General features: G+C 67.5%; 14 protein-coding genes and 1 tRNA gene. 7 read left to right on the plus strand and 8 right to left on the minus strand.

What is annotated here, in order from left to right; genetic code table 11:
• Nucleotide 1: 1 nt before the first annotated feature.
• Nucleotides 2–595 carry a cold-shock protein gene (locus M9980_RS08030; protein ID WP_422921397.1) on the minus strand — a complete coding sequence of 198 codons (594 nt, stop codon included), beginning with the start codon at nucleotides 593–595 and terminating at the stop codon, nucleotides 2–4.
• Between the two features lie 58 nt (nucleotides 596–653).
• Nucleotides 654–1,199, minus strand: coding sequence for a regulatory protein RecX (locus M9980_RS08035; protein WP_250748888.1), 546 nt, complete (start codon nucleotides 1,197–1,199; stop codon nucleotides 654–656).
• Between the two features lie 130 nt (nucleotides 1,200–1,329).
• Between M9980_RS08035 and M9980_RS08040 the strand changes: the two genes are divergently transcribed.
• The 5 genes from M9980_RS08040 to nusG all read left to right on the plus strand — a co-directional run bounded on the left by M9980_RS08040 (nucleotide 1,330) and on the right by nusG (nucleotide 6,702).
• The gene (locus tag M9980_RS08040) at nucleotides 1,330–3,087 is read left to right on the plus strand and encodes a fatty acyl-AMP ligase (RefSeq protein ID WP_250748891.1); all 1,758 of its coding nucleotides are present in this window, start codon (nucleotides 1,330–1,332) and stop codon (nucleotides 3,085–3,087) included.
• 97 nt (nucleotides 3,088–3,184) lie between these two features.
• The gene (locus M9980_RS08045) at nucleotides 3,185–5,545 is read left to right on the plus strand and encodes a putative bifunctional diguanylate cyclase/phosphodiesterase (protein WP_250748894.1); all 2,361 of its coding nucleotides are present in this window, start codon (nucleotides 3,185–3,187) and stop codon (nucleotides 5,543–5,545) included.
• A gap of 51 nt (nucleotides 5,546–5,596) precedes the next feature.
• Nucleotides 5,597–5,673 (plus strand) — tRNA-Trp (locus M9980_RS08050).
• A gap of 253 nt (nucleotides 5,674–5,926) precedes the next feature.
• The gene (gene secE, locus M9980_RS08055; RefSeq protein ID WP_250748897.1) at nucleotides 5,927–6,124 is read left to right on the plus strand and encodes a preprotein translocase subunit SecE; all 198 of its coding nucleotides are present in this window, start codon (nucleotides 5,927–5,929) and stop codon (nucleotides 6,122–6,124) included.
• Nucleotides 6,125–6,165: 41 nt separating this feature from the next.
• Nucleotides 6,166–6,702, plus strand: a complete 537-nt coding sequence (gene nusG / locus M9980_RS08060; RefSeq protein ID WP_250748915.1) for a transcription termination/antitermination protein NusG — start codon at nucleotides 6,166–6,168, stop codon at nucleotides 6,700–6,702.
• Nucleotides 6,703–6,938: 236 nt separating this feature from the next.
• On the opposite strand, the gene M9980_RS08065 is transcribed toward nusG, so the two are convergent.
• The 4 genes from M9980_RS08065 to M9980_RS08080 form a co-directional block, all read right to left on the minus strand.
• Nucleotides 6,939–7,193, minus strand: coding sequence for a hypothetical protein (locus M9980_RS08065; protein WP_250748916.1), 255 nt, complete (start codon nucleotides 7,191–7,193; stop codon nucleotides 6,939–6,941).
• A 113-nt stretch (nucleotides 7,194–7,306) separates the two neighbouring features.
• Nucleotides 7,307–7,705, minus strand: coding sequence for a VOC family protein (locus tag M9980_RS08070; RefSeq protein ID WP_039097455.1), 399 nt, complete (start codon nucleotides 7,703–7,705; stop codon nucleotides 7,307–7,309).
• Between the two features lie 144 nt (nucleotides 7,706–7,849).
• The gene (locus tag M9980_RS08075) at nucleotides 7,850–10,171 is read right to left on the minus strand and encodes a GH92 family glycosyl hydrolase (RefSeq protein WP_250748933.1); all 2,322 of its coding nucleotides are present in this window, start codon (nucleotides 10,169–10,171) and stop codon (nucleotides 7,850–7,852) included.
• Nucleotides 10,172–10,196: 25 nt separating this feature from the next.
• Entirely contained in the window at nucleotides 10,197–11,093 is an 897-nt protein-coding gene (locus M9980_RS08080) for a hypothetical protein (RefSeq protein ID WP_250748935.1), read from the minus strand.
• 200 nt (nucleotides 11,094–11,293) lie between these two features.
• Here M9980_RS08080 and rplK point away from each other — a divergent pair, with 200 nt between their 5' ends.
• Together rplK and rplA are read left to right on the plus strand one after the other, a co-directional pair.
• Entirely contained in the window at nucleotides 11,294–11,725 is a 432-nt protein-coding gene (gene rplK, locus M9980_RS08085) for a 50S ribosomal protein L11 (protein WP_250748938.1), read from the plus strand.
• Nucleotides 11,726–11,729: 4 nt separating this feature from the next.
• Nucleotides 11,730–12,422 (plus strand): 50S ribosomal protein L1, encoded by a 693-nt coding sequence (gene rplA / locus M9980_RS08090; RefSeq protein WP_250748940.1) that lies wholly within the window; start codon nucleotides 11,730–11,732, stop codon nucleotides 12,420–12,422.
• 261 nt (nucleotides 12,423–12,683) lie between these two features.
• Here the strand turns inward: rplA and M9980_RS08095 are convergent, their stop codons facing one another.
• On the minus strand, nucleotides 12,684–12,920 hold the full coding sequence (locus tag M9980_RS08095; protein WP_250748942.1) for a helix-turn-helix domain-containing protein: 237 nt from the start codon (nucleotides 12,918–12,920) through the stop codon (nucleotides 12,684–12,686).
• Complete coding sequence (locus tag M9980_RS08100; RefSeq protein WP_250748944.1) at nucleotides 12,920–13,381, minus strand: DUF2975 domain-containing protein; 462 nt, start codon at nucleotides 13,379–13,381, stop codon at nucleotides 12,920–12,922. Before M9980_RS08100 ends, M9980_RS08095 begins: the two co-directional genes overlap by 1 nt.
• Nucleotides 13,382–13,582 lie beyond the last annotated feature (201 nt).

Raw genomic sequence — 13,582 nt, forward strand, 5'->3', positions numbered from 1 at the left:
GTCACTTCCTCTCGACCACCACGGCCAGCGGCCCTTTCTCGCCATCGACGATGCGCGCGGTCAGCGGCTCGTCGGGCTCGACTTCCTCGATGCCGGCGCGGCGCAGCGTTTCCATGTGGACGAACACGTCGCGCCCGTCGCCGCGTACCAGGAAGCCATAGCCCTTCAGCCGGTTGAACCATTTGACGGCGACCGGTTCGAAATCGCCGGCATCGTCGATCATCTTCACCCGGTCGATGCGGTCGCCGCCGGTGCGGGCGCGGACCGGCTCGACCGCGGTCGACAGATCGATCGACAGGATCGCCGTCGCCTGGAACCCGCGGTCGCGGCGCACCGCCTCGCACACCACGCGCGCGCCCTCGGGCAGGCTGCGGCGGCCATGATCGTGCAGGACCGAGAAATGGATCAGGATGTCGCCCACGTCCGCATCGTCCGCGACGATGAAGCCGAATCCGCGCGTCACGTCGAACCATTTGACCACGCCGCCGAACACATCGGCTGCGGGCGCGGCAGGCGCGGCGGCGGCGCCGTCGCCGACCGGTGCGGCGGCGGATCCTGTATCCCCGGTATCCAACCCACGCGCATCGTTACGCATCATCACTTCCCCTGGGCCGCGTATGACATGGCCGCGAAGCCGCGCAAAGACCCCGCATTCAGTCGCGCGCCGCCACATCCGCCTCGAACTCGGACAGTTCGTCGATGCTCATCGCCATGATCCGCCGCGACAGATCATAATCGTGGCCCGCGCGCAGCATGGCGGCCAGCGCCTTTTCCCGGGCGGCGCGATCCGCAGGCTGCACCCCGTATGCGCCCAACCGCCGTCGCCGGGCGAAGGCCAGCGCGCTCGCCTCGGCGCGTTCCTCGATCGCGGGGCGGACGTGCTCGGCATCGGCCTCGTCGATCCCGGCCTGGCGCAGCGCCCCGGCGATCCGCCGACCGCCCAGCCCCCGCCGGCCCATCGCCGCCGCGCGCGATTCGGCAAAGCCGCGGTCGTCGATGTAGCCAAGGGCGGCCATCCGCTCGGCGACCGCGCGCGCATCGGAGGGCGCCTCCCCCGCCCAGCCGCGCTCGCGCAGCTTGCGCGCCAGATAGTCGGTCAGTTTCGCTCTGGTGGTGGCGAAGCGTTCGACGTAGCGCAGCGCCAGCCGATCGAGCGCGGCGGCGTCGAGCGGCGGGGGGGTACGGCGCGGTTCCTTCATGCGCCTTGATTGTGCCACAGTGGGATCGGAATTTGAACGCGCGGGCGTGACATGCGCCGATCCCCTTGCGCGCGTGGCGACTTTCTTGCCGACAGCGACAGGAACGGAAAACAGATCGATGGTGACGGACATGACGGCAGCAGAGCAGGCGGCACCGGTGGCGACACCGACCGAGGATGCGTTGCCGCGGCGGTTCTCCGACTTCGAAACGGTCGGCGATGCGCTGGATTATGCGGCGCGCGGTGTGCGCGGCCTCAACTTCCACGACGCGCGCGGGACGCTCACCCGCCCCTATCCCTTCGCCGAGCTGCGCCGCGATTCGCTGACGCAGGCGCACCGGCTGATTGCGATGGGCGTCCAGCCCGAGGACCGTATCGCCCTGATCGCGGAGACCGGCCCCGAATTCGCCGCGCTGTTCTTCGGCTGCGTCTATGCCGGTGCCTGGCCGGTGCCGCTGCCGCTGCCGACCAGCTTCGGCGGGGCGCAATCCTATATCGACCAGCTGAAGGTCCAGCTCGACAGCTGCGATCCCAAGATGCTGATCTATCCGGCGGAGCTTGCCGAAATGGCCGGCGAAGCCGCACGCCAGGCGGGCACGCAGGGCGTCGACTGGACCGATCTCGCCGGGCGTGACGCGCCGGACGTGGCCCTGCCGGCGACGACCGCAGACGACATCGCCTATCTGCAATATTCCAGCGGATCGACGCGCTTCCCGCACGGCGTCGCCATCACCCACCGCGCGCTGCTCAACAATCTTGCCGCGCACGCGCATGGCATGCAGCTGGAGCCCGCCGATCGCTGCGTGTCGTGGCTGCCGTGGTATCACGACATGGGCCTGGTCGGCTGCATGCTCTCGGTCGTCGCCAACCAGGTATCGACCGATTATCTGAAGACCGAGGACTTCGCCCGCCGCCCGCTAGCGTGGCTCGACCTCATCAGTCGCAATGCGGGCACGACGCTCAGCTATTCGCCGACCTTCGGCTACGACATCTGCGCGCGCCGCATGTCGAGCCAGACGAAGGCCAGCGACCGTTTCGACCTGTCGCGCTGGCGCGTCGCGGGCAACGGCGCCGACATGATCCGCCCCGACGTGATGCAGAGCTTCGTCGACGCGTTCGGAGAGGCCGGGTTCAAGGCCAGCGCCTTCCTGCCGAGCTACGGCCTTGCCGAAGCGACGCTCGCCGTCTCGATCATGCCGCCGGGCGAGGGCATCGTCGTCGAGCTGGTCGAGGAAACGCAGCTTTCGGGCGTCGCCGCCGGCGAGGATCGCCCCCAGCGGTTCCGCGCCATCGTCAATTGCGGGAAGCCCGTGCAGGGCATGACCGTCGAAATCCGCGAGGAGGACGGCACTCCGCTCCCCGAGCGCGCCGTCGGCAAGGTCTGGTGCGCCGGATCGTCGGTGATGGTCGGCTATTTCCGCGACCAGGAATCGACCGATGCGTGCATGGCGCCCGATTCCAAAGGCGGCGTTTGGCTCGACACCGGCGACATGGGCTATCTGAGCGACGGCTATCTCTACATCGTCGGCCGCGCCAAGGACATGATCATCGTCAACGGCCGCAACCACTGGCCGCAGGACATCGAATGGGCGGTCGAGCAGCTGCCCGGCTTCAAGCAGGGCGATATCGCCGCCTTCGCGATCACCACGCCGGGCGGTGAGGAAACGCCGGCGGTGCTCGTCCAGTGCCGCACCAGCGACCATGGCGAACGCATCCGCCTGCGCGACGCGATCCGTGAACGCGTGCGCGCGGTGACCGGCATGAACTGCGTCATCGAACTCGTGCCGCCGCGCACGTTGCCGCGCACCAGCTCGGGCAAGCTCAGCCGGGCCAAGGCGCGGAACCTGTATCTGAACGGCGACATCAAGCCTTACGCCGTCGCCGCGTGATGGCGCGGGGAGCGGCGCGTCAAAACGCCGCTCCGACCGTCCGATTTTCGCCGCGACCCTAACTTTCCGTCAACCCTGTGGCTTTTAGGGTCGGCGGGTGACCGGGCCCACTTCCTCCCAATTCGCTCAGCCGCGCATCGACGCGCGCGCGCTGCTTGGCCTCTACGACCCCGCGGACACCACCGACTGGGCGCCGATCCGCGCCGCGCAGATCGCCTCGGGCAGCCACATGGCGCTGTTCATGCTGGCGGCCAACGTGGTCGGCGCGGCGCTGGTGACGTTGGCGTTCGGTCGGCTCATGCCGCTGTGGCAGTTGGGTGCGTGGGCTGCGCTGGTCGCGGTAGTCGCGACGACGATCGCGGTCAGGCGCCTGTCGAACCGCAATCGCACCGACGCCACCGCGACGCTCGCGGATGTGCGCGGCACCTTCGTCGACGGGCTGGCGCTGGGCGGGGTATGGGCGATCGCGCCGCTCTATTTCGGACTGTCCGGCGACGGCGGCGCGCTGCTGGGGCTGGTCGCGGTCGTCGTCGTGCTGATGGCTGCGGCGGCGATCTCGATGGCGGCGCTGCCGCTGGCGACGCTGCTGTTCCTGTTCATCCTCGGCGGCTCGACGGCGGGCATTTTCGCCTGGCTCGACCTGGAGGGGGTGGCGGCCAATCTGGCGCTGTTTACCGGCCTCTTGATGATCGGATGTTTCGCACGCGGTCGAGCGCTCGTCGTGATCCGCGCGGGCGAGCTGGCGCTTGCCGAGCGCGACGAGACGGTCAGCCTGCTGCTGCGCGAGACCGAGCAGGAAACCAATGCCGACTGGCTGTGGGAGATCGACGCCCAGCGCCGCGTCGTCCGCGCCAGCCCGCGCTTCGCCCGCTCGATCGGGGTCGATCCCGCGTCGATCAACGGCATGGGCTTCCTCGAGATCCTGGCCGGGCCGACCTGGCAGAACGGCAATTTCGCGCAAGGACTGCGCGACCTGGCCGAGAAGCTGAAGGCGCGCGAGGCGTTCCGCGACCTGCTGCTCCCCGTCTATGTCGACGGCGAGGAACGCTGGTGGGAAATGTCCGCCAGCCCCCGCATCGTCGAGGATCGCGGCTTCGTCGGCTTCCGCGGCGTCGGCTCCGACGTCACCGAACAGCGCGCCTCGGCGGACAAGATCAGCCGCATGGCGCGCTTCGACACGCTGACCGGCCTGCCCAACCGCCTGCTGATCCACGAATCGCTCGCCCGCGCGATGGCGGAGGCCGACAAATGGGGATCGCGCTGCGGCTTCATGATGATCGACCTCGACCGGTTCAAGGCGGTCAACGACACGCTCGGCCATCCGGTCGGCGACCGGCTGCTGGGCCGCGTGTCCGACCGGCTGAAGAGCCTGATGACCGAGAACGAGATGATCGGTCGTCTGGGCGGCGACGAATTCGCGGTCGTGGTGCGCGATGCGAGCGACCGCCAGGCAATGGAGCGGATGGCGCGCACGATCATCGCGACGCTGTCGGCGCCCTACGACGTCGATGCGCACACGCTGTACATCGGCGCCTCGGTCGGGCTCGCGATCGGCCCGCGCGACGGGCGCACGCCCGAAATGCTCATCCGCTCCGCCGACCTCGCGCTCTATCGCTCGAAGGATGCCGGAGGCGGGTCGTTTCACGCCTATGAGCCGCAGCTCCACCTGGTGGCGGAGGAGCGCCGCGTGCTCGAAATCGCGCTGCGCAACGCGCTCGAAAAGGACGAACTGACGCTCAACTATCAACCAGTGGTCGACGCCGGCACCGGGCGGCTGACCGGGTTCGAGGCACTGCTGCGCTGGACCCACCCCGAATTCGGGCCGATCAGCCCGGCGAAATTCGTGCCGCTGGCCGAGGAAGCGCGGCTGATCGCGCCGATCGGCGAGTGGGTGTTGCGCACCGCCTGCGACGAGGCGGCCAAGTGGGACGGATCGATCCGGGTGGCGGTGAACGTCTCGCCCGAACAGCTCCACAACCCCGCCTTCGTCTCGGTCGTCACCCAGGCGCTCGCCAATTCGGGCCTGTCGCCGGACCGGCTCGAACTGGAAGTGACCGAAAGCGTGTTCATGCGCGAGGGGACCGGCGCGATCCGCGTGCTCGAAAGCCTGCTCGACCTCGGCATCCGCCTGAGCCTCGACGATTTTGGCACCGGCTATTCGTCGCTCGGCTATCTCAGCCGCACGCGCTTCTCCTCGATCAAGATCGACCGCAGCTTCGTGCAGGGCGCGTCGAAGGGCGAGAAGGAAGCGATCGCGATCATCCGCGCCGTCGTGGCGCTCGCCCAGTCGCTCGGCATGGCGACGACCGCCGAAGGGGTCGAGACCGAGGACGAGCATGCGATGATCCAGGGGCTCGGCTGTACCAAGGTCCAGGGCTATTATTTCGGGCGCCCCCTGCCCGTCGGCGAAGCCCGCTCGCTGGCGATAGACCCACGCGCCTCCGCCCGCGCGGCATAGTCGCTCGATGCTTGCGAACCGCGAACGAGCGGGGTAGAGGCGCGAGGGCACAGGGGTGTAGCTCAGTTGGTTAGAGCGTCGGTCTCCAAAACCGAAGGCCCTCGGTTCGAGTCCGAGCTCCCCTGCCATTCCGAACAGCAGTGAGGACGGCCGGCGCGGCCTTAGCCGCGTCCGACGTCATGGGATTTACTCCCATGACGGCTTCCCATTCCAGCAACGCCCCCACCCCCGCTTGCGCCATCCGCCGTCCCCGGCTACAGCCCTCCCCAATCCGAAATCGGAAGTTTTCATCGTCGGGGCCTCGCAAGGCACCGACGGCGGACCTATGTCCGGAAAGCACTCTTCCGATCCCCGGACCCGAACGACGAAGGATCACTATCCGTGGCGAAGCCCAGCCCGCTCGAATTCCTGAACCAGGTGAAGGCCGAGACGCAGAAGGTCGTCTGGCCGACGCGCAAGGAAACCGTGATGACCGGCGTGATGGTCGTCATCATGACGACGTTGCTGGCGCTGTTCTTCTTCGGAGTCGACACCGTGTTCGACGCGATCGTCAAGGGGCTGCTGTCGCTCGCCGAATAGGCGCCTCCGCCGCCTCAACACGCATTATCAAAGGGTTAGACATGTCGCGCTGGTACATCATCCACGCCTATTCGGGTTTCGAGAACAAGGTCCGCGACCAGATCCTGGCGGATGCCACCCGCATGGGCCTGGACGCGCTGGTCGAGGCGGTCGAGGTGCCGACCGAGCAGGTGACCGAGGTCCGCCGCGGCAAGAAGGTCCAGTCCGAGCGCAAGTTCTTCCCCGGCTATGTGCTGGCGAAGCTCAACATGAACGACGACGTCTATCACCTGGTGAAGAACACGCCGAAGGTGACCGGCTTCCTCGGCAGCATGGGCAAGCCGCAGGCGATCAGCGAGGCCGAGGCCGCGCGCATCCTGAACACCAAGGAAGAAGCCGCCGCCGCGCCCAAGCAGAAGATCAAGGTCGATTTCGAGATCGGCGATTCGGTCAAGGTGCTGGACGGCCCGTTCGCGACCTTCAACGGCATCGTCGAGGAACTCGATTTCGACAAGGCGAAGGTCAAGGTGTCGGTCAGCATCTTCGGCCGCGCCACCCCGGTCGAACTGGACTTCGAGCAAGTCGAGCGCAGCAAGTAAGGCGAGAGCCGAACGCAGCGACCGCACGCGGAATAGCCACGCTATTCCGCGAGACAACGCGCGAGACCGGCCGGCATGTCGGCGCAGCCAGGCCCGTCCGACGTGAAGACGCGGGATTCACTCCCGAGTCGCGCTGCTGCGATATAATACTCTAGTCTCAGCCAGCGTTCAGTGGTCCGCGCAGCGCTGCCAATTATGACGCAGCACTTGGACCGTCCGATATTGGTGGGAAGCGGTCATTCGCCGCCGACGATGTCATCGCCGCCCTGTTCTGGACCCGCGCCGCGATTGCGACGATCAAACGCTATGTGAAGCACGGTCCCGAGTGCGAAAACGCCAAATGCGAGAAGAGCGTCTTGGCTCTTGGATGCACTGGTGCACGCGCAATAGACGATGAATAACCACGCGGGGTAGATGCCCAGCACCGTGATCAGCTTGAGCCAAGCGGGCAACGGCCGCCACCAGCTTCGGTAGCTCTTAAAACGATCCATCCAGCGCGCTATGCGCCTCGCTCGAAATGTCCGCAATTGGGTGGGACGCGGACACTCGCGCGATCGCAAAATCCGGGTCCGCTAGGGTCAAAAGCGGACCCGTGTCGGACAGATCAGGCAGGAAAATGAATTCCGCATAGTTTGTTGCCGTCTGGGTCGCGAAAATAGGCAAGTTCGACTGTCCCCAGCGATGCCGTATTACGCGGGCCGGGCGGGGCTTCGATCGAGGTGCCGCCGTTGGCGACCGCGGTATCATGAAGCTGCTTCACTTGTTCAGGCGAGTTGCACGAAAAGGCGACGGTGCTGCCGTTGGCTACGCTTGCCGGTTCGTCGTTAATCGGCTGGCTGACGATGAAGTTGGTTCCGTTGCCATTATTATAGATCAGCCGTGTATGGCCGCTGTCGGCGATGTTCCGCGCCCCTTCGCCTGCCCCCAAAGTGGCGAGCACCGTGTCGTAGAAGCGCTTCGACCGTTCAATGTCGTTCGATCCGACCATGGTGTGAAAAAGCATGCGGGCTCTCCTTGAGGCTGATCGACTTCCGATCGCCACTAGCCTTCTCCCCTAACCGGCCCATAGGACGCGGTCATCCCCGGGTCGTCGAAATGTCCGCAATTGGGCATTAGCGGTCATACCAAAGCTGACCGCTCATCCCCCTCACCGCCGCACACTCATCGAATACGGGCGATCCCCCGCCCCGCTCGCCCAGGCCCGGTTCGGCTGAGCCTGCATCGCGAACCGCAGCTCGCCGCCGCCCATGATCTGATCGTGGCGCAGATAGGCATTCGTCACGGGCGCGCCGTTCAGCGTGACCGAACCGACATAGGGATGACCGCCATCCAAGCCGTCCGCGACGATCACCAGCCGCTTGCCATTGGGCAGGGTCAGGGTCGCGCGGTCGACGAAGGGGCGGCCGATGACATATTCCAGGCTGCCGGGCGTCACCGGGTAGAAGCCGAGCGCGGTGAAGACGAGCCACGCCGACATCTGCCCCAGGTCGTCGTTGCCCGACAGGCCGTCGGGCGTCGCGCGATACTGGCTGTCGACGATCTGCTTCAGCCGCGCCTGCGTGCGCCACGGCGCGCCGGCGTGGCTGTAGAGATAGGCGACGTGGTGGCTGGGTTCGTTGCCGTGGATATACTGGCCGATCAACCCGGCGATGTCCTCGGCATGGCTGTAGTCGAGCTTCGAGGTGTCGAAATCGAACATCGCGTCGAGCTTCGCGACCGTAGCGGCGTCGCCGCCCAGCGCCGTGGTCAGCGCCGCCTGATCCTGCGGCACGAACCAGCTGTATTGCCAGGCATTGCCCTCGGTATAATCGGACCCGTAGTTGATCGCGGTCGGATCGAAGGGGGTGCGGAAGCTGCCGTCCGCCTTGCGCGCGCGGACGAACCCGGTCTTCGGGTCGAAGCTGTTGCGCCAGTTGCCCGCCCGCTTCTCGAACGTCGCGGCGACGTCCCGCCGCCCCATCGCGCGGGCCATGCGCGCGATCATCCAGTCGTCATAGGCGTATTCGACGGTCTTCGACGCGGCTTCCGGCTCGCGGTCGATCGGCACATAGCCGAGCTTCATATAGTCGCCGAGCCCGCCATAGGGAGCGTAGGTCGCGCTTGCGACCATCGCGTCGAGCGCGGCGTCGGCGTCGAAGCCGCGGATGCCCTTCAGATAGGCGTCGGCGATCACCGGAACCGCGTGATAGCCGATCATGGTCCACGTCTCGCGCCCCTGGAACTGCCACACCGGCAGGATGCCGTCGGGGCTGTCGGCGCGGCTGGCGATCAGCGAGCGGACGATGTCGCTCGACGTGCTCGCCGGCTGGACGAGGGTGAGCAGCGGATGCTCGGCGCGGAACGTGTCCCACAGCGAAAAGGTCGAGCGGAAAGTGTAGCCCCGGGCGACATGCACCTGGTTGTCGGCGCCGCGGTAGCGCCCGTCGGCGTCGCCCGCGACCGACGGCGCGAGCAGGCTGTGGTAGAGCGCCGTCGCGACCGACGTGCGCATCGGCGCCGGGGCCTCGATCTTCAGCACGTCGAGCGCGCGGCGCCACGCGGCGGTCGTCTTTGCCAGCACCGCGTCGAAGTCGCCCGGCTCGCTCGCCAGATTGGCGACCGCGCCGGCCTCGTCGACCGAGGAGATTGCGGTCCGGACCTCGAGCGGCCGGTCGAGCGTGCCGAAGTCGAAACGCGCGACCAGCGCGCGGCCCGCCCGCTCGGCCAGCGTGTCGCTGCCGCGGCCGGGGCCCTGGAAGCCCTTGTAGGTGACGTCCTTTTCGGTGGAGACGAAGGCGTGCCCCGTAAGCGGGGCCGAGAAGCGCATCGCGAAGCACAGCTTACGATTGGGCGCCCAGCCACGCGTGTCGCGGCACCCGGTGACGGTGCCGTCGGGACGCAGCCGCACCGAGGACCACAGGATCTTGCCCGGATAATTGTAGAGCGAACTGCGCAGGTCGAGTACGAGGTGCATCGGCTTCGTCCGGTCCGCTGCGGCATAGCGCGCGACGCCGATGCGCGTGCCCGCGGTCAGCTGCGCGGTGACGCCCGTGTCGCGCAGCCGCACCGAATAGTAGCCGGGGCGCGCGACCTCGCTCGCATGGTCGAACCGCGAGCGATACCCGGAACCGGGCTTCGCGGCGTCACCGGGCTCGAGCGGGACGGTGGCGCCGGTCACCGGCATCATCAGGAAGTCGCCGAGATCGGAATGCCCCGCGCCCGAGAAATGGGTCAGCGAGAAGCCCTGGATCGTCGGATCCTCGTACCGATACCCCGCGGCGTGCGCGTAACAGTCGCGGATGACGCAGCCCGTGTCGGTGTCCGGCGAGAATTGCACCATCCCGAACGGCGCGACGGCGCCGGGGAAGGTATGCCCCTGCCCACCGGTGCCTATCATCGGATCGACGTGATCGTAGGTGGACTGCGCCAGGGATGGCGACGCCGCGAGGAACGCCGTCAGGGTCAGCTGGGTGATGAAGCGAGGGATCATGCGGACAGCTAAGCACCGCCGCGCGTCAGTTGCCATCCCCCAGCCGCCGCCCGCCGAAGCGAGCGTGGTTCGGTTCGGGGGCGGTCGCGATGTCGGCGGAGCTGCGCTGCGCCTTCGACCCGCCGGTGACCTGCGCCAGATCGGGGAGGATCGGCCGATCCCCGCCCGCCGCCGCGCCGCCCTTCGCCTTGCGCTGGGCTTCGGCGACCAGGAACGCTTCGCGGTCGCGCGTCCTACGGTGTTCGGCCATCAGGGTCAGGCGTTCGTCGCGGGCGGCAGCGCTTTCGCCGCGCTGGCGGCGCAGCGGCTCTGGCGCACCGCCGAGGCGGGCTTCCTTCTGTTGGAGGTACAGGAGTTGCAGCGCCTGGTTCGCGGTCATCGGGGGGATCGGTGGAGGAGCGTTGTGCCGCCACGCGTCATCGGCATGCGCGTCGGGCAGGCCGGCGGCGAGGAGCGCCATCTCGACCTGCTCATAGCCCGCCGCCAGAGCGAGGCGCATCTCGCGGGCGAAGGCGAGGCTGGTCTTGCGCCGGTGGTAGAAGGCGGCGTGGCTGAATCCCGCCGCTGCCGCCGAGAGGCGGATGTTGGCGGTGGCGCTGAGCGCAGCGAGGAACGCCTGTTCGGCGGCGCGGGTAAGGCGTCCCGGCTGGGCGGGGCGCAGCTGGCGCCGACCGGCGGTGGTGCGAACGACGCGGGGCTCCGCGGCGGTCGGGCAGCCGGCGTCGTGCAGCGCGGCGTGGGCGACGGCGAGTGCGGCGTCCCACTTGGCGGCGAAACCGGGGTCGCGAGCGCGTCGCTTGGTATAGGTCGAGCGGTGGACGCCGAGACTGCGGGCCGCCTCGTGGACGTTGCCCGTCTGACGCAACGCGCGGAGGAAGGCGGCGTTCTGGAGCGCCTGCGCACGGGTGAAGGACCTGCTCATCAGGCGCGGACAGGTTGCAGGCCAAATCCTACAAATCAAGCCCTGGTTGCGTTGCGGCCCCACCTCTGCTAGGCGCGCCGCCTTCCACCGGGTCATCGCTGGAAACATGCGGGAGGGCGTTCGCGTCCGATCGGACCGCTAAACTTGAACCGGGCCGGACGCTTGAGCGCCCGCGCCCATCTACAGAGTGAGGTTGCCTCATGGCAAAGAAGATTACCGGCTATATCAAGCTGCAGGTGCCCGCCGGCGCTGCCAATCCGTCGCCGCCGATCGGCCCGGCGCTGGGTCAGCGCGGCGTCAACATCATGGAATTCTGCAAGGCGTTCAACGCGCAGACCGGCGACGTCGAGAAGGGCACGCCGCTGCCTACCGTCATCACCGTCTATGCCGACCGTTCGTTCTCGTTCGAGACGAAGACCGCGCCTGCGACCTACCTCATCAAGAAGGCCGCGAACCTGAAGTCGGGCTCGAAGGAGCCGGGCAAGATTTCGGCAGGCAAGATCGCGCGCTCGAAATTGAGCGAGATCGCCGAGATGAAGATGAAGGATCTGAACGCCAACGACATCGAGGCTGCGACCAAGATCATCGAAGGTTCCGCCCGCGCGATGGGCCTCGAAGTGGTGGAGGGCTGAGATCATGGCTTTCGTGAGCAAGAAGCAGAAGGCGCTGACCGTCGATCGTGAGCGCCTGCACGGCGTCGACGAGGCGATCGGCCTGGTGAAGTCCAACGCCACCGCCAAGTTCGACGAGACGATCGAGGTCGCGCTGAACCTGGGCGTCGATCCGCGTCACGCCGACCAGATGGTCCGCGGCGTCGTCACCCTGCCCAAGGGCACCGGCAAGACCGTCCGCGTCGGCGTGTTCGCCAAGGGCGCGAAGGCCGACGAGGCCCGTGAGGCCGGCGCCGACGTCGTGGGCGCGGAGGATCTGATGGAGATCGTCCAGGGCGGCACGATCGACTTCGACCGCTGCATCGCGACCCCGGACATGATGGGCGTCGTCGGTCGCCTGGGCAAGGTGCTGGGTCCGAAGGGCCTGATGCCGAACCCGAAGCTCGGCACCGTCACGATGAACGTCGCCGAAGCGGTGAAGGCAGCCAAGGGCGGCCAGATCGAATACCGCGTCGAAAAGGCCGGCATCATCCATTCGGGCATCGGCAAGGCGTCGTTCCCGGCGGAAGACCTGCGCGCGAACTTCGACGCGCTGGTCGACGCGGTGGTCAAGGCCAAGCCTGCGGGCGCCAAGGGCAAGTACGTCCGCAAGGTCGCCGTCTCGAGCTCGATGGGCCCGAGCGTGAAGGTCGACACCGCCGACGTGGCGGGCGCGTAAGCTACGCGCCGGCGCCGCGAAAGCGGCAACGTCGGCCGGCCGGCGGGTGAAACCCGACCGACGCGGATCGAATTCACTTCGATCCCACGCCGACGTGGCGGGCGCGTAAGCTACGCGCCGGCGCCGCGACAGCGGCAACGTCGGCCGGCCGGCGGGTGAAACCCGACCGACGGGGATCGGATTCACTTCGATCCCCCACGAGCCAAACAAAAAGGGCCGGCGGAGCGATCCGCCGGCCCTTCTTGCGTCCGCCCCGCCCGCTCAGTCCTCGTCGGCGGCGTCCAAGTCGGCGGGATCGAAGCGATAGTCGAGCAGGTCGCCCGGGGTGCAGTCGAGCGCCGCGCACATCCGTGCGATGGTGGCAAAGCGGATGCCGCGCACCTTGCCCGACTTGAACAGCGACAGCTGGGTCTCGCTGATGCCCATCCGCGCGGCGAGGTGCTTGCCCGTCATGCCGCGCCGCTCGAGCATGGCATCGAGGGTGACGACCACGGGCATCAGAAGAATTCCTCGATCTCTTCGCGCATCGCTGCGGCGCGCCCGAGAAGTTCGGCGAAGACCACCAGCGCCGCGCCGACGACACCGAGCGTGACCGGCGAGGGTTCGAAGGTCGCGATATGCGGCTTGTCGAACCGCAGCGCGGTCATCAGCGGAATGCCGAACACGGTGAACACCGCCCCGCCGAACAGCGCGAGGCCGACCCGGCGCAGGAGCTTGGGCACCACCTCGCCAAAGAGCCTCCCCTCGGCGATCTGCCCCAGCGCCACGCGAACCATCCAGATCGCCCAGAGGTACAGGCACATCGGCAGATAGTAGATCGCGACGCCATCGGCATAGCGCCCGCCCTGCCACACGATGTTGCCGACCAGCGCGACCGCGAGCAGCACCAGCGCGACGAACGGGATCGTCACGAGCCATTTGAGCAGGCGGGCGCGTTTGCGGAGTTCGGTGATCGACATGAGCGTTCCCTTTCGACTTCGGTAAGTTTTAAGTCGGACTTAAACTCGGGACTGTCAAGATCTAACTTGCAGTTAAATTTCTGGAGTGTGCGGTCCGGTGGAAGCGATTGATGCGCACCACTCGCCGCACCGAACCCGCCCCCCCGCGCGCCAGCCCACGCGAATGCCCGCGCTCATCCCCACCCCGTTCGTCCTGAGCCT

This window comes from Sphingomonas donggukensis, assembly GCF_023674425.1.
Classification (GTDB): domain Bacteria; phylum Pseudomonadota; class Alphaproteobacteria; order Sphingomonadales; family Sphingomonadaceae; genus Sphingomonas; species Sphingomonas donggukensis.